Source organism: Planktothrix paucivesiculata PCC 9631 (assembly GCF_900009265.2).
Lineage (GTDB): Bacteria > Cyanobacteriota > Cyanobacteriia > Cyanobacteriales > Microcoleaceae > Planktothrix > Planktothrix paucivesiculata.
The window spans coordinates 18,987-39,647 of the sequence record NZ_LR735000.1 but is presented as its reverse complement, the minus strand read 5'-3'; the positions used below and the strand labels follow the sequence as shown (position 1 = coordinate 39,647).

At 38.5% G+C, this 20,661-nt stretch carries 13 protein-coding genes; 7 read left to right on the top strand and 6 right to left on the bottom strand.

Features of this window, described 5'->3' with window-relative positions; all coding sequences use genetic code 11:
* Positions 1 to 7: 7 nt before the first annotated feature.
* The 4 genes from sppA to serA all read right to left on the bottom strand — a co-directional run bounded on the left by sppA (position 8) and on the right by serA (position 5,777).
* On the bottom strand, positions 8 to 1,831 hold the full coding sequence (gene sppA, locus PL9631_RS04135) for a signal peptide peptidase SppA (protein WP_083617350.1): 1,824 nt from the start codon (positions 1,829 to 1,831) through the stop codon (positions 8 to 10).
* Positions 1,832 to 1,877: 46 nt separating this feature from the next.
* On the bottom strand, positions 1,878 to 2,915 hold the full coding sequence (fni, locus tag PL9631_RS04130; protein ID WP_083617348.1) for a type 2 isopentenyl-diphosphate Delta-isomerase: 1,038 nt from the start codon (positions 2,913 to 2,915) through the stop codon (positions 1,878 to 1,880).
* 150 nt (positions 2,916 to 3,065) lie between these two features.
* A complete protein-coding gene (gene prmA, locus PL9631_RS04125; protein ID WP_083617346.1) occupies positions 3,066 to 3,956 on the bottom strand; it encodes a 50S ribosomal protein L11 methyltransferase in 891 nt (296 codons plus the stop codon).
* 237 nt (positions 3,957 to 4,193) lie between these two features.
* Positions 4,194 to 5,777 (bottom strand): phosphoglycerate dehydrogenase, encoded by a 1,584-nt coding sequence (serA, locus tag PL9631_RS04120; RefSeq protein WP_083617344.1) that lies wholly within the window; start codon positions 5,775 to 5,777, stop codon positions 4,194 to 4,196.
* Positions 5,778 to 6,051: 274 nt separating this feature from the next.
* On the opposite strand from serA, the gene PL9631_RS04115 reads away from it, so the two are divergent.
* The 4 genes from PL9631_RS04115 to PL9631_RS04100 all read left to right on the top strand — a co-directional run bounded on the left by PL9631_RS04115 (position 6,052) and on the right by PL9631_RS04100 (position 10,020).
* On the top strand, positions 6,052 to 6,567 hold the full coding sequence (locus PL9631_RS04115; RefSeq protein ID WP_083617342.1) for a hypothetical protein: 516 nt from the start codon (positions 6,052 to 6,054) through the stop codon (positions 6,565 to 6,567).
* Between the two features lie 151 nt (positions 6,568 to 6,718).
* The gene (locus PL9631_RS04110; protein ID WP_083617340.1) at positions 6,719 to 7,498 is read left to right on the top strand and encodes a photosystem II S4 domain protein; all 780 of its coding nucleotides are present in this window, start codon (positions 6,719 to 6,721) and stop codon (positions 7,496 to 7,498) included.
* 37 nt (positions 7,499 to 7,535) lie between these two features.
* A complete protein-coding gene (locus tag PL9631_RS04105) occupies positions 7,536 to 8,873 on the top strand; it encodes a hypothetical protein (protein WP_083617338.1) in 1,338 nt (445 codons plus the stop codon).
* 52 nt (positions 8,874 to 8,925) lie between these two features.
* Positions 8,926 to 10,020, top strand: a complete 1,095-nt coding sequence (locus PL9631_RS04100) for a RuBisCO accumulation factor 1 (RefSeq protein WP_083617336.1) — start codon at positions 8,926 to 8,928, stop codon at positions 10,018 to 10,020.
* A gap of 293 nt (positions 10,021 to 10,313) precedes the next feature.
* Here PL9631_RS04100 and PL9631_RS04095 read toward each other — a convergent pair whose 3' ends face one another.
* The gene (locus tag PL9631_RS04095; RefSeq protein WP_083617334.1) at positions 10,314 to 11,213 is read right to left on the bottom strand and encodes a DUF4349 domain-containing protein; all 900 of its coding nucleotides are present in this window, start codon (positions 11,211 to 11,213) and stop codon (positions 10,314 to 10,316) included.
* Between the two features lie 50 nt (positions 11,214 to 11,263).
* On the opposite strand from PL9631_RS04095, the gene PL9631_RS04090 reads away from it, so the two are divergent.
* Positions 11,264 to 13,672 (top strand): ATP-dependent helicase, encoded by a 2,409-nt coding sequence (locus tag PL9631_RS04090; RefSeq protein WP_083617332.1) that lies wholly within the window; start codon positions 11,264 to 11,266, stop codon positions 13,670 to 13,672.
* Between the two features lie 54 nt (positions 13,673 to 13,726).
* Here the strand turns inward: PL9631_RS04090 and PL9631_RS04085 are convergent, their stop codons facing one another.
* Positions 13,727 to 17,413: a DNA polymerase III subunit alpha gene (locus tag PL9631_RS04085; protein ID WP_083617330.1), complete on the bottom strand. Its 3,687-nt coding sequence runs from the start codon at positions 17,411 to 17,413 to the stop codon at positions 13,727 to 13,729.
* Positions 17,414 to 17,459: 46 nt separating this feature from the next.
* On the opposite strand from PL9631_RS04085, the gene menD reads away from it, so the two are divergent.
* Together menD and PL9631_RS04075 are read left to right on the top strand one after the other, a co-directional pair.
* The gene (menD, locus tag PL9631_RS04080; RefSeq protein WP_083617328.1) at positions 17,460 to 19,223 is read left to right on the top strand and encodes a 2-succinyl-5-enolpyruvyl-6-hydroxy-3-cyclohexene-1-carboxylic-acid synthase; all 1,764 of its coding nucleotides are present in this window, start codon (positions 17,460 to 17,462) and stop codon (positions 19,221 to 19,223) included.
* 171 nt (positions 19,224 to 19,394) lie between these two features.
* Complete coding sequence (locus PL9631_RS04075; RefSeq protein WP_156090451.1) at positions 19,395 to 20,600, top strand: hypothetical protein; 1,206 nt, start codon at positions 19,395 to 19,397, stop codon at positions 20,598 to 20,600.
* Positions 20,601 to 20,661: the final 61 nt, after the last annotated feature.

Sequence of the window (20,661 nt, the reverse complement as noted above, 5' to 3'; positions counted from 1 at the left end):
AACTCACTTATTCTATCGTTAAATTAAACGGTAAACGGGTATAAATTCCTTTCGGGTCATTCATTTCTTTAATCATCAATAATTCCTCTTGAAGTCTGAGAAATTCACGGGTGAGGGGATCAACGGGGGTCTGTATTTTTGTTAGGTTATCTCCGGCTAAATTCTCTAAAATTCGTTCTTCTAATGTCCGAGGTTTAGCGGGTTCTTTGAGTGTCCAATCCTCTCCTAAATTGGCTTTTTTTGCCGCCGCCGTGATCGCCGCATCTAAACCCCCAATTTCATCAACTAACCCTAACTGTTTCGCCTGTGCACCCGACCAAACTCGCCCTTGAGCAATTTCTTGAACCTTATTTTTAGGTAACTTGCGACGGGTAGCTACATTAGAAATAAAGCGATCATAAATTAAGTTAACTACCTTTTGTAACCGGGCTAATTCCTCGGGACTTTTCGGCCGACTATTCGTTTGAATATCCGCAAACTTACTGGTTTTAACAATATCCCAGGTAATCCCATTTTTACTAGCAATATCTTGAATATTAAACAGTAATCCAAACACCCCAATTGATCCGGTAACTGTATTAGCTTGGGCAAAAATTTGATCCGCACCCATGGCAATCCAATATCCCCCAGAAGCGGCAAAATTTCCCATAGAAACTATCACCGGTTTCTGTTTTCTAATCAGTTCCACTTCCCGGCCAATCACTTCCGAAGCGGTGGCACTGCCCCCGGGACTATTAACCCGTAAAACCACCGCTTTTACCTTTTCATCTAAGCGTAATTTTCTTAATTCTTTAGCTAACCGATCGCCTCCAATTTGGCCAGAAGTTCCCCTGCCATCCACAATTTCACCTTCAGCATAGACGATAGCAATTTTATTAATACTATTCTGATTTCCATTATTAATATCAGCAACTTCAGGAATTTTTGAATAGGAATTGATACTAATTTGGCGAAATTGTTGACTTTGTTCCTTAGATTCCCCAGTCATTTTTTTGAAGTCTGTAATCACTTCATCACCATAGGCAACCCGATCAACTAATTTTCCTTTTAAAGCCGTATCTGCTAATAAAATACCTTCGGTATTAGAAAAAACTTGTAACTGTTGGATTGTCAGCTTTCGGCTGGGTGCAATAGTTCTTAACCATTCTCCCCATAAATCTCCTAATAGTTTTTGAGTTTGTTCTCGATTTTCTGGACTTAATTTTTTCAGTAAAAATGGTTCAACGGCTGCCTTATATTTACCCACCCGAATCACCTGCACCCCAATACCATATTTTTCTAAAGCTCCGGTTAAAAACATGACTTGGGAACTCAATCCTTTAATATCTAAAGAACCCAAGGGATTAATTACTACTTGATTAGCAACGGAAGCTAAATAATATTCGGGTGCTGTCCAATCAATATCATAGGCAATAATTGTTTTTCCGCTCTGTTTAAATCTTTGTAAGGCTTGACGAATTTCTTTTAAATTGGCTAATCCTGTAGAAATGGGAGTATTAGTTCCTTGTAAATAAAGGGCGACAATTTTATCATCTTTACTGGCTTGATCAATTGTTTGAACTAAGGTTCTTAACTGAATTGAAGTCGGAATATCTTCTGATAAAAGTTCCTGTAAGGCTTCAGAGGTTGAGGGATTGGGCCCAGTATCACTCACACTTAATGCTAAATCAAAAACTAAAACGGATTTATCCTTAACTAATGGCCCCGACTCTTGACTTGCCATCAGAATTACTAGGAAAATTAATCCTCCAATGCCTAGAGTGGTAGTTAAAACCAGTCCAATTAAGTTTCCTAATAAACTGGCAAATGTAAATTTAAAAAAATCTTTCATATTATTATTAATAAAGGGGATAATCTCATTTAATCGGTTGCGGGGTTTAGGGTTTGGATTTCAATGCTCCTGATGTTTGCAAATCATTTAGGGTACGGTTGTTGGTACAAAATAGCACGGTGATCAATTCTGCTTTTAAAATCTCTACTAAAGTATAGACTGCTGCTTCCGATTCGGCGGCGGCTTGCAAAAACGGCCAAGCAAACCCAGTTAAATTCGCACCCAGGGCGATGGCTTTGGCCGCATCTAAACCACTGCGTAACCCCCCCGAAGCAATTAAGGGAATATCAGGAGACAGTTCTCGAATACTGGTGATACAATCGGCCGTGGGTATGCCCCAATTGGCAAAGGTTTCCCCTAGACGACGCTGTAGGGGGTCTTGGGCGCGTTCTCCTTCGATTTTAGCCCAGGAGGTTCCCCCCGCGCCTGCCACGTCAATAGCGGCCACTCCTGCCTCAATTAATCGTTTGGCCATCACGGCATCAATCCCATTTCCGACTTCTTTCGCAATTACCGGAACGGGAAGTTGAGCACATAATTTTTCTATTTTATGGAATAATCCTTTAAAATTGGTATCCCCTTCGGTTTGAATACATTCTTGTAAAGGATTGAGGTGTAAAATTAAGGCATCGGCTTCTAATAAGTCAATGGTTTTTAAACACTGTTCTAAACCATATTCATAGTTTAACTGAACGGCTCCTAAATTGGCAAAGAGTAAAATATTAGGGGCAAGCGATCGCACCGCAAAAGTATCAGCTACATCGGGATTTTCCACGGCAACTCGTTGGGAACCGACTCCCATGGCAATCTGATAATGTTCAGCAACGGCGGCTAACCGACAATTAATTAATTTTGCCTGTTCTGTGCCTCCAGTCATGGAGGAAATTAATAGGGGTGCTCCTAATATTTTACTTAAAAATGATGTGGTGATATCAATTTCACTGCGGTTTAAATCGGGTAAACAACAATGGGTAAAATCATAACGTTCTAACCCCGTTGTTGTTTGTCGAAACTGCACATCTTCTTCTAAACAAATTCGTAGGTGATCAGCTTTTCTATTTTCAATTTGATTAGAAGGTAGCATATCAGTTATAGAGCTAGGGAATGGGTAATGGGGAATTACGAATTACGAATTACGAATTACGAATGGGTAATACTTCGACTTCGCTCAGTAACAGGGTAATGTGTAATGGGTAATAAACTGATAACTGATAACTGATGACTGATAACTGAATTAAGATCGTCGAATATTAAAACAACACCAATCTTGACGACGCCAGAGGGTGGCAACTACCCAACCCTGTTGTTCTAAAGTATCGGCAATGGGTTTAGCTTGATCCATTAAAATTCCGCTTAAAATTGCCCAAGTATTTTTCTTGGATATGGCATTAAATTGAGGAATTAAATCAATAATTACTTCCGCTAAAATATTACAAACAATTCCATCTACAGGTTGCTCTACTGCTTGAATTATCTGCTCAATACTGCCATCTTGAATATGAATTCTTTCCGGTGAAATTTGGTTTAATTCACAATTTTCGTAAGTTGAACGAGTCGCTAACGGATCATTATCCACCGCATAAACCTTAGAAGCCCCTAATAAAATTGCCCCAATTGATAAAATACCAGAACCGCAACCAATATCTGCAATCACCCCCTGGTTGTGTTCTCCGCCTAATCGCATTTCCAAAGATTCTAAACACAGTTGAGTTGTGGCGTGGGTTCCGGTTCCAAAGGCAACCCCGGGATCTAAACGTAATAGGATGCGATCGGGATTTTCGGGTAATGCTAACCAAGCCGGGTAAACTAAAAAGCGATCGCCAATTGGTGTCGGTTCCCAATATTGTTTCCAACTACTTGACCAGTCCTGTTCATCAATCAAATCCCAAGTTACAGCCGGAATTGGCATTTCTAAACATAACGCATCTTGACGTAACAATAAAGCCAGGGCTGCTAAATCTAGTAAATGAGCTTTTTCTTCGGGCAGATAGGCTGATAACAAGCAGGAATTATTTTTAATTTGACTCGCTGTTCCTCGACAACCAAATACTTCCATACGCCAAAAAACAGCATCTTCTAGCATCGGATCACACAATACTTTAATTTCCCACCAACTATTAGCCATAATCAGTAATCAGTTATCAGTTATCAGTCATCAGTCATCAGTGTAGAGACGTGCCCGAGCGCAGCGATGTCGTAGGCTATTGGCGCGTCTGTATCAGTTATTAGTTATTAGTCATCAGTCATCGGTGTAGAGACTGACTAATCGCGAGTTTTTTGCATCGGCTATCCGCCCGCATAAACAGCTAATCAACTGTCAACTTCTTTCACTGATAACTGATTACTGATAACTGATAACTGATTAAAGCGTTACGGTATAAGCATCGCGGATGCCAGAAACCTTAATAATTTCTGCGAGGATACCTTCAGGTAACGGATCATCCAGACTCAAGACCATGACAGCTTCGCCCCGAACAATTTTACGTCCCACCTGCATACTGGCAATATTGACATTAAAGCTGCCCAAAAGTGAGCCAATTTTACCAATAATCCCCGGCACATCCCGATGGAGGGTAAACAACATATAGCGGGTGGGAGGAACGTTAATGGGGAAATCGTCCACACTGGTGATCCGAATTTCCTGATCGCCTAATAGGGCTCCGGTCACTGAATGAGTACCTAAACTCCCCTTAGCTTCTAAATGCAGCGATCCCGTATAGTCCATCAAGGAAGCATCCCGGGTTTCAATCACTCGGATACCGCGTTCCTTGGCTTCAATACTGGCGTTAACATAGTTAACACGCTCCCGTAGGGCTTGGGACAGTAACCCTTTCAGGGAAGCCACCACCACCGCTTGGCTTTTAGTTCCGGCTAGTTCTCCTTGCAAACGGACATCGAGAAAATCGATCCGTCCCCCAGCTAACTGACCCACCATGTTCCCCAAGGTTTCCGCCAATTGCAGATAGGGTTTGAGTTTTTCCAAGACATCGGGATATAACCCCGGAATATTCACCGCAGACCGGGCTGGCAGGCCCAATAACACATCCCGAATTTGTTCAGCGACATCGATCGCCACATTGACTTGAGCTTCCTCTGTAGAGGCTCCCAGGTGAGGAGTCAGAACAATTTTAGAGCCCAATTCCCGCAGGGGAGAATCCGCTTCTAGGGGTTCATTTTCAAAGACATCTAGGGCCGCGCCGGCAATTTGGCCAGTTCGTAGGGCATCGGCTAGGGCTGCTTCATCAATCACACCGCCTCTAGCGCAGTTAATTAGGCGGGCCGTGGGCTTCATCTTGGCGAAGACTTCCGCATTAAAAAGATGGTAGGTTTCTTTGGTTTTGGGGATATGCAGCGTAATATAATCGGACTCCTGAACCAACAGATCCAAGTCCACTAACCGACAACCAATTTGATCTGCTCGTTCTTGGGATATAAAGGGATCATAGGCCAAAAGTTTCATCCCCATTGCTTTTGCTGCGGCGGCAAAGTGGGAACCAATTTTACCTAAACCCACAATTCCCAGGGTTTTCTTGTAAACTTCTACGCCAACGAAGCTTTTACGATCCCACTTGCCACTTTTAACCGATTGGTTAGCATCGGGGATATAGCGAGACATCGATAGCATCATCGCCAGGGCGTGTTCGGCGGCGGCAATGGTATTTCCTTCGGGGGAGTTGACTACAACAATTCCTTTACGGGTAGCGGCGGGAATATCCACGTTATCAACACCGACACCCGCCCGACCAATAATTTTTAAGTTATCGGCGGCTTCAATAATTTCTTGGGTTACACGAGTTCCAGACCGGATCATCAAAGCATCATACTCTGGAATAATCCGCACCAGTTCTTCTGGGGGTAAACCTATTTTGACATCCACCTGAGCGACTTGAGACAGGATGTCTATACCAACTTGATCAATAGAATCGGATACGAGAACCTTAGACATGATTTAGGAAAATGGGTTGCAATTTTTCTGAAAAGGAAACATTACCCCCCGACAAAATCAGCTAGGGGGAAGTCCGGGAGAGTCTGCATTGGTTATTTTTTCTCCCCAATTAACGGTCTATATTAATACCGTAGTAGGTTATTTTAACTCTTAATGGGTATATTCACTGCGAATTATTGGAAAAAATTTAACTTTGCTGGGACGGCGGCGAAAAGATGGGCACCGCAGAAGTGTAGACTAATAATAGATTGATTGCCTATTCCCAACGATAATTATGAACTATCTGGTCACCGTCCTCTCCGATCGCTTTCACGCAGAAACGGCCTATGTTGAATTAGAAAAAGAAGGTGTGCCGACCAATCAAATCAGTATTTTAGGAAAAGGTTATAAAACCGCCGATGAATTTGGCTTAATTGACCCGAATGAAAGCGCCATTAAACAAGTAAAATTAATGGCAACTTGGTTAATTCCCTTTGGATTTGTTTCGGGTTTTGGCTTTAGTTTAATTACGGGATTAGATACCTTTGCCTGGGCGGGAGTTCTGGGAAATCATTTAATTGGTGCGGTGCTCGGGGGAATTTCGGGGGGGCTAGGGAGTATATTAGCCGGGGGTGGTGTCGGATTAATTGTTGGCGGCGGCGATGCTTTACCCTACCGTAACCGCCTGAATGCTGGGAAATATTTAGTTGTGGTTACGGGTTCGGAAACCCTGATGCGTAAAGCTAATCGGATTTTAAGAGACTTAGAACCGGAAAATATTCAAGGTTATACCGTGGGGGAAAATGAATAATTAAAATAGGCGGAATTGTGAATTAAATCCGTTCTTATTTCTGTTCAGTGTTTTTAATCATTTGAGGGTAAAATTTCTCACTAGATTTTGGTTAAAAACGTTATCATAATAATAGCATAAATTTTCATCTTCCCTCACCTAAAATTCCCTAATGTTACCAAGAGAAGAACTCCTAAAAGGCATCGAAAATCGAGATAGTCTAGCCCGGGTGATAGACTTGGCAGAACAAGCCCTGAAAACCTGGGAAATTACCCTAACAGATTTCCTTTCTCCCCCGGAACTCGCTGAGTCTGAAAAGGTGTTTAGCCGATTAACAGAAGTACAAATGCTCCCCTGGGGAGGCTACCCCCAAGCGGAACGCCAACGCTTAGGAATTGCCCGATCTGAACTTCCTATTGATCAAACTCAAGTCAGCGTTGTTGTGTTAGAAATTTCAGGTAATTTTCTCTTTGACCCGGCGACCCATCGGGACTTTTTAGGGTCGATGTTAGGGACGGGAATTGTCAGAGATAAAACCGGGGATATTATTGTTTTAGGAGAACGGGGAGCCCAAACAATTGTTACTCCAGAATTGGCGGATTTCTTAGAGTTAAATTTGACTCAAGTTCGATCTGTTCCGGTGAAAACTAGACGAATTGATCCGGGGGAATTAAAGGTTAGAGAACCCAAGAAAAAAGAGTTAACTACCGTAGAAGCTTCCATGCGTTTAGATGCGATCGCTTCGGCTGGATTTGGGATGTCTCGCAGTAAGATGGTGAGTTTAATTGATGGGGGAGATGTGCGGGTAAATTGGAAGGAAATTACCCAAGCGAGTTATCAATTGAAATCGGGAGATTTGATTGCTATTCGGGGAAAAGGACGTTTAGAAGTTAAAGATATGGCTATTACTAAAAAACAAAGATATCGAGTTGAATTAACTCGCTATCAGTAATCAGTTTATACTAGATAATTTAAGGAGAATATTACTAATGGTAAGACTTTATGATCAATCGTTTGAAATTCTAAAAAGAGAATTGCAAAAAAATGCTAAGAAAGATTTAGTCGGGGAAGTTGGGGCGGGAATTATTCTGAAACGTTTGGAAAAACTGCGGTTACAATCGGGTGAACCCCTGACTTTAGATGAATTAGAAAACTTGGTAGCCGATCAATTTCCTGACTTTAATCAATCGGTTTTAAAGCAAGCTGCAAAAGCAAATCATCCCCCCGGAATTTGGTCTAAAATACTTTTAGGTACAGCCATTTTAGGGGGATTTGTAGGAATTGTGGCTATAGCTAATTTACCCTATCCCATGATTCGCTTTCCCGTGTCAAAAACTGTTCCTATTTTATTAATTCCCAGTTATATTAGTATGGATTATAACTATCGACAAGCCGTGTCCTTAGTAGAACAATCCGATCAATTAATTAATCAAGCTACAGCAATTACAGATATTGAATTAGGCATTGAAAAAGTTGGCAAAGCTCAAAAACATCTGGATAAACTTCCGGTTTGGTTTTTAGGTTATTATCCTCAAGCCTACTGTTCTTTTATGGGTTGTGTTTGGCGATTTACCTTTGATGAATATGAAAGCGCCAGAAAGAATATCGGCCGGATGGAATCTACAATTTTTCAAGAACAAAATGCTTATCAAGTATATACAAAAGCCGAACAATTAATCAAACAATCTCAAAAAAACTTCCCCAAACTGGGCGCGGGAAATGAACAACAACAGATGATTAACCAGTGGCAAAATGCTATTGATCAATTAGATAAAATTCCCCCCTCAACCCTAGCCGGAAAATTAGCTCAAAAAGACTTAGAAACCGCCAAACGAGATTTCCAAGAAAAACTGGGATTTATAGCTGGAAGCATTAAAGGAAATACCTTAATTGATGCGGCGATGCAGTTTGGGATTCAGGCTGCAAAATCCTCTCAAAATCCCCCCCACAGCGCCAAAGAATGGGAAAAAGTAATTAAACTATGGGAAGAAGCAATTCGTCGTTTAGAACAAGTTTCAACGGATAATCCTAGTTATTTAGCTGCTCAAAAAAAATTAGTTGAATATCAATCAAATTTATGGAGTGCCGAAAGTCGTTTACAAGCGGAAAAAGACGCGGTAGAATCAGTTAAACAGGCAAAAGCTGCCATTGCTCAATGGAAAACCTCAGTCCGTTCTACAGATCCTAATATTGGTTCCTTAATTGATCAATTAACTGATATTATTAGTACCTTAGAACAGGTTCCCGCAGGTACAACAGTCAGCGCCGAAGCCCAAAATTTATTAAGATCAGCACGACATACTCGTGATAAGTTGTATATAAACTAACTTGATATTTTGAACCCATTCCGTCCTTGAGACTGATTAATTCTCTATAATTATGAATCAAATACCACAAGATCCTTCTGCTTCTATTTCCTCGACACCAGACCCGGCGATCGATACTGCTAAATTAGTACAATTATTACGTCGTAAAGAAAGAAATTGGGTAGAGTGGGGCGAAGCCTGTGCTACGCTACAAAAATCTGGTTATAATCCCCAACAAATTTTTGAAGAAACAGGTTTTGAACCGATTCAACAAAATCAAGTGATTGTAGCATCGCAAGTCTTTACTTCCTTAGTTAAGGGCAATTTATCCGAAGAAATTCAAGCCCGTTTTCAACAACGAGGTAGTGATATTTTGTATGAATTTCGTATCCTAAATCAAGCCCAAAGGGTAATTGCTACGGAATTTACAGATCAACACAAATTAGATGCAGATGAAGCCAAAGAATTAGCGAAAGCCATCAAAGAATTCTCTCGATTTTCGATTCTTCCCCAAGGTTTTTCTAATCATCCTGGGGATGCTTTAGCCTATCAATCTTGGAAATCCGCAGGACAACAGCATGATTTACAACAGCGATCGCGTTTAATTGCTAAAGGATTAAGATATGCTAACTCCCAAAGTGCCAGACAAAAAATAGAACAACTATTAACAGATTTTTCTGTCACCGCAAAAAAATCCGCTCCTCGTTTACCCGTTTATCGTTTAGAAACCGAAGAAGATTTGCCTCGTTTAATTCCTGTGGCGGGGGAATTTCCCTTAACATTATCCGATCTTAATCTGGTTCCTTTAATTGAAGAATTAGGAGCATTTCTGATCGTCAAATCATCGGGAAATGCGGCTTGGGTAGCAGTTCCAGGATGGCAAGTTATTAGAAATGCAGAAGATCCCGTTGCTATTTTAGGAAATAGTGCTAATTTACCTAATCCCTTACCCGGGAGAACAGAACCGGTTTTAATCATAATTGATCGCTCTCAACGGGAATGGGATATTGATTCTTATTTCTTAGTTGAAGAATCCGACAATTTAGAGTTGCAATGGTTTGATGAAACTCCCTCGATTCATTTACTAGGAAAATTGATTTTGATTATGCGTCCTAAGAAGGTATTGGATGAGGATCAAATTCATGATGTTTGGCAAATTGATGAATAGCAAAAACGGGTTGATATTCCTATAAAATTTATCAAAAGTAAATCCAGTGCGAGCGTCCCCGCTCGCTATTTACATCTAATAAATCCCTGAAAATTTCAAGTATTTAAACAATATTTAAACAATCCACTCCCAGCGATCGAGGACGGTCGCACTACTTGATATAAAATACTAAAATATTCGCCACCAATGATTAATAAAGCAGGTAAGCACTAATAACTTTCACCCATTATCCATTCGTAATTCGTAATTCGTAATTCGTAATTCGTAATTCGTAATTCGTAATTCCCCATTACCTATTTCATTCTATTTTGACGATACCAACGATAACCATAAATTCCCCCTCCAATAATTAATAAATAAGGACTAAAAGCCAATAACCATAAAACCAATCCCACTAATAACCAGGTAAATTCGCCCATTGTATGAGTTGCTTTTCCCCAAGTTTCTTGGACTCTTAAACCTAGATTGTCTGGAGCCGGAGTCACGGAAACTAATGATTCAATCCTTAAATTAATCGTCGAATAAGCCACTTGATTTTGTAAATTTCTTAACTGAGCATCAATACGTTCAATAGATTCTCGAATTGTACTTAATTCATTAGCTGCCTTCAAAACATCCCCAACGGAACCCGAACGCTCCATAATTTTTAAGATCATTTCTTCGGATTTTCGTAAATTTCGTAGTCGCGCCTGAACATCGACTAATTGATCAGAAACATCCTCCGCCGTAATCATTTGATTTTCTACAGTTCCCAACTTTGCTAACGCATTTAAAGTGGTTTCTAAGCGCTGTTGGGGCACTCTAAATTCTAAATAAGCGGTTTGACGCTGACTATTATCCGGGGATTTCTGAGCTTCAAATTTTAAAATATCCCCCTGCTGTTTTTTAATAATTTCCGTAATTGATTCTGTGGTTTGATGAATTGATTGTACGATTAATGTTAATTGAGCGCGTTTAATCAGTTGGGATTGTTTTTTGGGTTCCGTGGTCGTTTGTTGTGGTGCAGAATTAGCCATTTCCAGACCATCTGCTGCGGCTAAAGGTGCGGGCGCGCTGGCGGGGGAGTTGATCATTTTTGCCGAATTAGTTTCATTAACAGCACTGCAACTAGATAGGGCTAAAATTGATATAATTAATCCTAAATAAAATCTTAGGTTTGATCCAGTCTGAGAGCGAATTTGATCAGGATTCATAGTCTTATATTCCTATTATCGTTTATTATTCACTTAATATTGAGCCTAGCATGACAGACGATTTTGATCTCGATCCGGTTTCCGCCGTTAATTCTATCCTAACCCCGCAAATAGCCTTGTCTGATCCCACAACGAACCCATTAGAAAATATTGATCAAATTCGTGCATTCCGAGATCAAAAAATTAAAGAAATTTACCAAAGTTTACGTCCGGGTCAACAACAAATGGCCGATTGGAATGGGGGCCCCCTAGCGATTTCTGCGGTTCCAGGGGCTGGGAAATCAACGGGAATGGCCTTTGCAGCGGCATTAGCGATCGCCCGCCATCAACTCCATTCCCAGCGTCAATTAGTGATTGTCACCTTCACCCGTTCGGCGGCTGCTAATATTCGGGCAAAAGTGAGTCAAGAACTCAAACAAATGCGATTACCTTTAGGGGGATTTGTTGTTTATACATTGCATGGTTTAGCCTTGAATATTGCCTTAAAATATCCAGAATTATCAGAATTAAATTTAGAAAATTTTACTTTAATTTTACCAACTCCCAGTAATAGAATTACCCGTACCTGTGTCGAACAGTGGATTGCTGCTAATCCTCGCCATTATCAACGATTAATTGAGGGAGTTAAATTTGATGGAGAAGAAACCGAAAGATTAAGACGTCAATCGGTTTTAAGAACAGAAGTTTTACCGAATTTAGCTTGGAAAGTGATTCAAGAAGCCAAAAGTTCAGGACTACAACCTCAGGATTTAAAAGCTATTTCCGAACAAATTCCTGATGATTATGAAACCTTAGAAATAGCCGCCGGATTATATGAAAATTATCAAAATATATTGCGATCGCTGAATTTAATTGATTATGATGAGATGATTTTAGCAGCATTAAGAGTTTTAGAAAATCAAGTCATTCGTCAAGTTTGGCAAAATCAAGTATTTGCTGTTTTTGAAGATGAAGCTCAAGATTCCACACCTCTGCAAAGTAAACTATTGAGAATTTTAGCCAGTTCTTCTAATTCTACTGCTGAATTAAAAACTTTAAATTTAGTTCGAGTTGGTGATCCAAATCAAGCAATTAACTCCACATTTACCACGGCTGATCCAATTTATTTTCGTCGTTTTTGTAATGATTGTCAACAGTTAGAACGGTTAGCGACCATGGATCAGGCTGGACGCAGTAGTTGTATTATTATTGATGCTGCTAACTATATGTTATCCTGGGTAAATCGTTCAAAATTAGCCGGAAATGAGCAACCGTTTAGGGAGCAAATGATTCGATTAGTCGGATTTAATGACCACCAAACTAATGCCAATCCTCCCGCATACAGTCGAGGTTTGGAACTGTGGGAAATGGCCGATATTTATCAGACTGTGGAGTTAATTATTGAAAAAATTGCGAGTATTATTGAAGATGATCCTCAAGGAAAATTTGCAATTTTACTCAGGGAGAATAAACAGGGAGAATTTATTTCTAATGTTTTCAATTATCCCCAATTATATAATATTAAAATTCCCGAATCGTTTAAAACCAAAATTCGGATTTATGATGCGTCCCAACAGGCACGAAACTCTAAAATCCCAGCAGAAATTTTATCTTTATTACAATTTTTAGATCGTCCCCATTCACCGGATTATTTAAAATTGGCATTAAAAGTATTAGGCGATCGCAATTTAATTCCGAATTTAGATTATAATAAAATTGCGATTCATCCCGAAGAATTTCTCTATCCTGGCCCCCTTGACCCGCCACAATCTGAAGAAATTCGCCAATGTCGTTATTTTTGTTGTCAATTATTGCAAGCTCGTTTAGAGCTTCCTCCCTATCAATTGATTTCCTTTTTGGCGTTATCTTTAAAATATGAAAAAACGGAATTAGCCACGGCGGATAAATTGGCAGAACGCATCGGTCAAAAAACCTTTGGTAACCATTCCATGGGAACAATTTTAGATGTTTTAAATGATATTGTTAGTTCTGAAAGGTTTGAACCCGTGGATATTGATGATGAAGAAACCTCCAAAGAAAGTCCCTACACCCGGGAAGGTCAATTAACATTAATTACCATGCACAAAGCCAAAGGATTAGATTGGGATTATGTGTTTATTCCCTTCTTACAGGAGTCTACTATTCCTGGGAGTTTAAGAGTTTTACCCCAAGCCAAATTTTTAGGAGAATTTACCCTTTCTGAAGTCGCTCGCGCCCAAATTCGAGCCGCTGCTCATGGACAAGAATTAATCCCTGATATAGCTACTGCTTGGGAGCAAGCAAAGGATTTAAAAACCGCAGAGGAATATCGCTTACTCTATGTCGCCATGACCCGAGCTAAACGTTTTCTTTGGATGTCTGTATCGCGTTTTTCCCCCTACAGTTGGCATAAACCTGAAAATATGCAAGAACAAAAATCTTGTCCAGTTTTTATCGCTTTAAAACAACAATTTCCTCAACATTTTTTAGAGCCATTCTAGTTGTTGGACTTTAGGCTTTTAGATTGGGGAGCTAAAGCCCAACAACGAACTTTTTTAGCCTTGACTTGATCTTAATAGCTCTAATTTGGGTTGAATTTCAGCATCAAATCCAGCAGATTTTAAGGAATCAATGGTTGCTTCGGCATTCTGTATCCAAAAGTCACGACCTAAACAAACCCCTTTATGACTTGACTTAAACTCTCCTTTAACCGTAGCAATAATTGGAATATTGGCTTGTTGTTGATTACCTGATGATTGTTCTTTCAACAGTGCATGAAGTTTTTGAAGTCGGGATAAATCATAGACTTCCTCAAGTTTTAGGTGTAAAAGCACCATCAATTCTGATTCTTCTATGGGTAAATCTTCTAATAAAAGAGGCGAAATTTTATCAATCCGAGGGAGAGTATCGGCTAATTGTAATTCATCAATAATAAGCTGAATTTTATCTTCCTGTTTGTCGGTTTTTCCCGTGATTAAAACGATATTATTTTCACTGGGAAAGGTCTGAATTTCTTGATAGGTTCGAGGAAAAACAATTGCTTCCATTTGTCCGGTTAAATCTTCGATTTGTAGAAATGCCATGCGATCGCCTTTTTTAGTAGTATGTATTTTAATAGAAGTAATCACAACCACCACTTTAACCTTAGATTTTTTACCCGTTAATTCTGATAAAGTTACCCTTTCTTCTATAACAATTGATCTTAAGATAGATTTTAAAGGATGTTCCGAGACATAAAATCCCAGTAACTCTTTTTCAAATTGTAGTTTTTCTTGAACCTTAAAATCCTCAAGTTTTGCGGGTTTGGGTGCATCTTCATGGGTGTTTTTTGTATTAGTTCCACCGCCTAAAATATCAAAGATACTTTGTTGACCCACAGCCCGATCTTTGGCTTTACTTTGCGCCCAAGAAATTAATTTATCTAAATGATCAATGGCTTGGCGACGGTTGGGGTTGAGTTTATCTAAAGCTCCACATTTAATTAAGGCTTCTAAGGCGCGACTATTGACCATTTGTAAATTAATGCGATCGCATAAATCGGGAAAACTCTTAAATTCTCCCCCGTCGTGACGAATTTCTAATAAATGTTCGATCGCACCTTCTCCGACATTTTTAATTGCAGAAAGTCCGAAAATAATACTCTGATCTGAAGGAGTAAAATCCATTCCTGAAAGGTTTATATCGGGTGGGATTACCTTAATTCCCAGGGATTTTTGACAAGATTCAATATATTTTTGGATTTTATCCGTATCCCCACTATTTGCACTTAATAAAGCCGCCATATATTCAACGGGATAATTGGCTTTTAAATAGGCGGTTTCATAGGTGACATAGGCATAGGCCATGGAATGGGATTTATTAAAGCAATACTCTGCGAATTGAAGCATCTGTTCAAATAGTTTTTCAGCGATTTTTTGCCCAACTCCATTTTTAGTTGCCCCATCAATAAATGTCTCCCGTTGCTTATTCATTTCTTCGGCTTTTTTCTTTCCCATTGCGCGGCGTAATAAGTCCGCTTGACCTAACGAATAGCCCGCTAAATCTTGAGCTAATCTCATAATTTGTTCTTGAAAACATAAAATTCCATAGGTTTCTTTTAAAATTGGCTCTAACAGGGGATGGTCATAACTAATTTCATCCCGTCCATGTTTACGATCAATAAATTGGGGAATTAAACCCGCATCTAACGGCCCCGGACGATACAATGCTAAAATAGAAGAAATATCATCCAAACAGGAAGGTTTGAGTTTTTTAACAATATCTATCATCCCAGAAGATTCTAACTGAAAAATTCCATCTAAATCCCCTTTTTCTAGTAATTTATAGGTTTTTAGCACATCTTCAGGTAACTTTTTATGGGTTTTATAGGCATCTTGGGCTTTTCTTTCAATATCAGAGGGAAGTTTTTCAGGATCAATTTTATAGTGATGTTTTTGTTCAATATAATTAACCGCTTTTTGAATCATGGTTAAATTTTTCAAGCCCAAAAAGTCCATTTTCAATAGCCCAACGGCTTCCAAATCCTCCATATAATATTGCGTAATGACCGCCCCATCATTATTCCGTTGTAGGGGAACAATTTCGTCTAAAGACTGTTTAGAAATCACCACCCCCGCCGCATGAACTCCGAAGGTTTTATTAGTACCTTCGATGCGAATTGCCATATCTAACCATTGTTTAACAGTAATGGTATTGACTTCTTCCCCCGCCTCATTATGAACTGCAACTTGTTCATTATCATAGGCTTCTTTGAATTCCGGCGAGGGACTTTGATCGGAAATCATTACTTTCAAACGGGCGGGTTTTCCCCGTGAAACCGGAATTAATTTAGCCATTTTATCCGAATTTTTATAGGAAATTCCTAATACCCGGGCGACATCTTTTAATACCGCTTTTGAGGTCATGCGGTTAAAAGTAATAATTTGAGCCACCTTATCGTCTCCATATTTATCAGTGACATATTTAATCATTTCATCTCGTCTTTCAATACAGAAATCCGTATCAATATCAGGCATAGATTTCCGTTCAGGATTTAAAAATCTTTCAAATAATAAACCATGATAAACCGGATCAATATTGGTAATTTTTAGCGCATAAGCTACTAATGATCCCGCCGCCGAACCCCGTCCTGGCCCGACGGCAATATTGTTATCTCTGGCAAATTTAATATAATCCCAAACCACTAAAAAATAAGTGGAAAATCCCATCTGTTGCATCATTTTAAGCTCATATTCTAAGCGCTCTTTATAGAGAGGTTTAATCTCGCTTCTAGTCTTAGCATTCATTCTTTCTAGTAACCCTTTCCAGGTAACTTCTTCTAAGTAGGTATCCGCCGTATGATCGGCAGGAATGGGATAGTCAGGGATACGAGGTTCGCCTAAAATACCCTTATAGGGTTCAACTTTATTCGCGACTTCTACAGTATTATTAATCGCTTCTTGAATGATATCATTGGGTAGGTGATCAAGAAATAATTGCGCCATTTCTTCGGCGGATTTTAAATATTCTGTGCCGCTATAGCGCATCCGTTTTTCTTCACTAATTAATTTTTGGGTATTAATACAAAGTAAAGCATCATGGGCTTCCACATCATTACAGGAGATAAAATGGGAATCATTGGTAGCGATAATTTTAATTTTTAATTCTTGACTAATTTTAACAATTTCAACATTCACCATCCGATCTTCTGGAGAACCATGGTCTTGAATTTCTAAATAAAAATCCTCTCCAAATACCCTTTGATACCATTTCGCGACTTCCCGCGCCACATCATAACGCCCTTGTAAAATAGCTTGGGGAATTTCTCCCCCTAAACAAGCACTGGTAACAATTAACCCTTCGTGATATTGTTCTAATAGTTCTTTATTAATACAGGGACGGGCAAAAATCCCTTTTCCTTGAAATCCTTGGAGGTGTGAAATGGTGGTTAGTTTAACTAAGTTTTTATAACCTTGGGTATTTTTAGCTAAGACCACTTGATGATATTTTCTTCGGCGCTTATCCTTCTGATCCTGAACTTTAATATCACCATTAATCACATACATCTCATTACCAATAATGGGTTTTATGTTTTTATTGCGGCAGGTTTTAATTAACTCAATGGCGCCATACATAACACCGTGATCGGTAACAGCGATCGCTGGCATTCCTAACTCTAATGCTCGGTCAATTAATTGAGGTAATTGGGATGCCCCATCTAGTAAACTATAATCACTATGAATATGTAAACCTACAAAAGACATGGTTGAGTTCCTTGGTTAAATTAAAATTAAAATTAATTGAGATAAAATGATTGACTTCCGTAATATTAACACAGTTTGGGCTTCTGTATTAGTAGAGACTTTGGCTCGATTAGGATTAAAAACAGCTATTCTTTGTCCCGGTTCCCGTTCTACCCCTTTAACTATAGCTTTTGCTCAACATTCTAGCATTGAAACTATCCCAATTTTAGATGAACGTTCTGCTGCTTTTTTTGCTTTAGGAATTGCCAAAAAATCCGGTTTACCTACGGTTTTAGTTTGTACGTCTGGAACCGCCGGGGCCAATTTTTATCCAGCTATTATCGAAGCCAAAGAAAGCCGAGTTCCCCTATTAATTTTAACCGCAGATCGCCCCCCAGAATTACGAGATTGTCATGCTGGACAAACTATTGACCAAGTTAAATTATATGGTAATTATCCCAATTTTCAAACGGAATTAACCGTTCCTAGTTTAGACTTAGGATTGTTACGTTATTTGCGACAAACCTTAATTTATGCTTGGGAGCGATCGCAATTTCCTATTGGTGGCGTTGTTCATCTTAATATTCCCTTTCGTGATCCTTTATATCCCGTTTATCAACCAGAAACAGAAGCATTAAAAACCCTATTAACCGATGATTTTTTTGGTAAAATTAATCTATCAAAAACTTTAATGTTATCTGATTTTGATATATCCAATTATTTAAAACTATGGTACAATTATTCCCAAGGAATTATTATTTGTGGTGTAGATCAACCTCAAAATCCGTTAGCTTATTGTCAAGCGATCGCCCAACTTGCCAAACACTTAAATTATCCCGTTTTAGCCGAGGGATTATCCCCCGTCAGGAACTATTCTAACCTCAATCCCTATTTAATTTCAACCTATGATTTAATTCTGAGAAATTCAACCTTAGCGGAAAAACTCGCCCCGGAAGTGGTGATTCAAGTTGGAGATTTACCCACCAGTAAAACCCTAAGAAATTGGTTAGAAAAACAACAACCAGATTATTTTATCCTAGATCCTAGTTATCAAAACCTAGATGGATTACATGGAAAAACCACCCATCTTAGGATATCAATAGAACAACTCTCAAAAGGAATTACTCAAGCCAACAATTCAGAGGAAATTATTGTAAAAAAATCTAAAGTATATAGTAATTTTTGGGATGAATTAGAAGCTCAATCCAGAAATACAATTGACGAAAAATTAAACCTGACTACATCCTTGATAGAACCCAAAGTTGCTTGGTTACTGTCTCAAATTTTACCTCAGAATACCCCTATTTTTATTGCCAATAGTATGCCAGTGAGGGATGTAGAATTCTTTTGGTGTCCGAACCATTTAAACATTCAACCCTTTTTTAATCGCGGTGCAAATGGCATTGATGGAACCCTATCAACCGCTTTAGGAATTGCCCATCATCAGCAAAGTAGTATTTTATTAACTGGGGATTTAGCCTTACTTCATGATACTAATGGATTTTTAATTAGAGATAAATTTATCGGACATTTAACCATTGTTTTAATTAATAATAATGGGGGTGGAATTTTTGAAATGTTGCCCATTTCTCAATTTAATCCTCCCTTTGAGGAATATTTTACTACTCCTCAAAATATTAATTTTGCCCAATTAGCAGCGACCTATAATATTAATTATGAACAAATTCAATCCTGGGAACAATTGCAACAACGGTTAAATTTTCTCCCCAAAACAGGAATTAGAATCTTAGAAATTCCAACAAATCGTAAAACCGATTCCCAATGGCGACAACAATATTTAAGAGAATTAGCAGATAGATTAACGTTTTAGAAACCTGGTTTCTTTTTATGACTTTATCCTCTATTATAGAGTATAGTAAGTTCGAGCGATCGCTCCTTATGAACTATTGATCAATATCCTTACCTGCTTTTTTTCTATATCACCTTCTCTCTATCCTGTTTTCCATTTACCTCTAATAAAAATAACTTCAACTTCGTTCCTATGAATACACAACCGTTTTGGCTTCCTTTGGTTAGATCTTTAATTCTTCTTCCGCTTGGAATTCCTGGCTTTTTAATCCTACCATTTCTAATAGATATTTTTATAAGTATATCTGGATCAACTCGATTTATTTGGTTATCAAGATTAGGTATTTTTACTATTTTATGTGTATTAATAACAATAGTTATATGCTCATTGTTTTATCTTTTGAGTCAAATTTTAATAGGTAAATGGCTGCCTAAGTTTAATTTTTTATTGGAAGGAACAAAAGCAACATTTATAATTTTTATTAATTCTCTAATCACTTGGAATATTCTCTTTAAATTTCAAGAATTAAATTGTAAATTTTTTTATGATTTATCTGAAGAAGCAGAGATTTCATATTGCATGGGAATGAAAACTAATCTAGTAATTTCTAATATGCTAGAAAATCCTACTAGCTTAAGTGCATTATTCGTTTTGATAATTTGGCTTATGCTCGCAACTATATTCTACCGACTAGAGAATAATAGTAATCAATCTAAAAATAATTTATCAAAAACCATTGTATTTTTCCTAGTAGGTTTAATTATTAGTTCAGGCATTAAACTCTCGCAAATTACTCCATCACAGAATGTAAATTCTGATGCTTCTGTTACTGAAAACACTGAACAAACTTCTTCCTCAAATGTTCAAACGACAGAAGAAATTGTACCAGAAAATAATGAAGAAAATCAGGATGAAACTAATTATTTTGGAGAGGCCATTGAAACAGCAACAAAAGCTGCTAATTTAGCACAAACGGCTAAAACTTCCGATGAGTGGAAAACTGTTGCAGATGAATGGAAAAATGCTATTGAATTAATGCAGTCTGTTCCTGATTCTTCGGAAAATTATGTGCTTGCTCAAGATCGGGTTCAACAATATCAAAATAATTTAGAGTATAGTCAAAAAAATGCTAATCCCCAACCTAAAAATCCATCCGTACAACCTCCAGAAATTTATTTTCAACAAGGGTTAAATGAAGCTAATACTGCTGCATTTTTAGGACAAACATCTAAATCCAAAGATGAATGGGAATTTGTAGCGAGTCAATGGGAAAAAGCGATTGAAAATATGAAAGCAGTTTCGACTTCTGATATTAATTATGGTAAAGCACAACAACGGGTTATTCAGTATCAAAAAAATCTGGATTATGCTCGTTTAGCTGCTATTCGTGCTAAATAGTCAAACTAGCTAGACAACTTCTGACCTGAAATTGATCAGATTCTTAATCAGTTAAAAGAAT

Coding starts and splice junctions, on each gene's coding strand:
- PL9631_RS04100 (WP_083617336.1), top strand. CDS start 8,926: ATGAATCAAATACCACAAGATCCTTCTGCTTCTATTTCCTCGACACCA.
- PL9631_RS04075 (WP_156090451.1), top strand. CDS start 19,395: ATGAATACACAACCGTTTTGGCTTCCTTTGGTTAGATCTTTAATTCTT.
- prmA (WP_083617346.1), bottom strand. CDS start 3,956: ATGGCTAATAGTTGGTGGGAAATTAAAGTATTGTGTGATCCGATGCTA.
- PL9631_RS04085 (WP_083617330.1), bottom strand. CDS start 17,413: ATGTCTTTTGTAGGTTTACATATTCATAGTGATTATAGTTTACTAGAT.
- PL9631_RS04095 (WP_083617334.1), bottom strand. CDS start 11,213: ATGAATCCTGATCAAATTCGCTCTCAGACTGGATCAAACCTAAGATTT.
- PL9631_RS04090 (WP_083617332.1), top strand. CDS start 11,264: ATGACAGACGATTTTGATCTCGATCCGGTTTCCGCCGTTAATTCTATC.
- sppA (WP_083617350.1), bottom strand. CDS start 1,831: ATGAAAGATTTTTTTAAATTTACATTTGCCAGTTTATTAGGAAACTTA.
- PL9631_RS04105 (WP_083617338.1), top strand. CDS start 7,536: ATGGTAAGACTTTATGATCAATCGTTTGAAATTCTAAAAAGAGAATTG.
- serA (WP_083617344.1), bottom strand. CDS start 5,777: ATGTCTAAGGTTCTCGTATCCGATTCTATTGATCAAGTTGGTATAGAC.
- PL9631_RS04115 (WP_083617342.1), top strand. CDS start 6,052: ATGAACTATCTGGTCACCGTCCTCTCCGATCGCTTTCACGCAGAAACG.
- menD (WP_083617328.1), top strand. CDS start 17,460: ATGATTGACTTCCGTAATATTAACACAGTTTGGGCTTCTGTATTAGTA.
- fni (WP_083617348.1), bottom strand. CDS start 2,915: ATGCTACCTTCTAATCAAATTGAAAATAGAAAAGCTGATCACCTACGA.
- PL9631_RS04110 (WP_083617340.1), top strand. CDS start 6,719: ATGTTACCAAGAGAAGAACTCCTAAAAGGCATCGAAAATCGAGATAGT.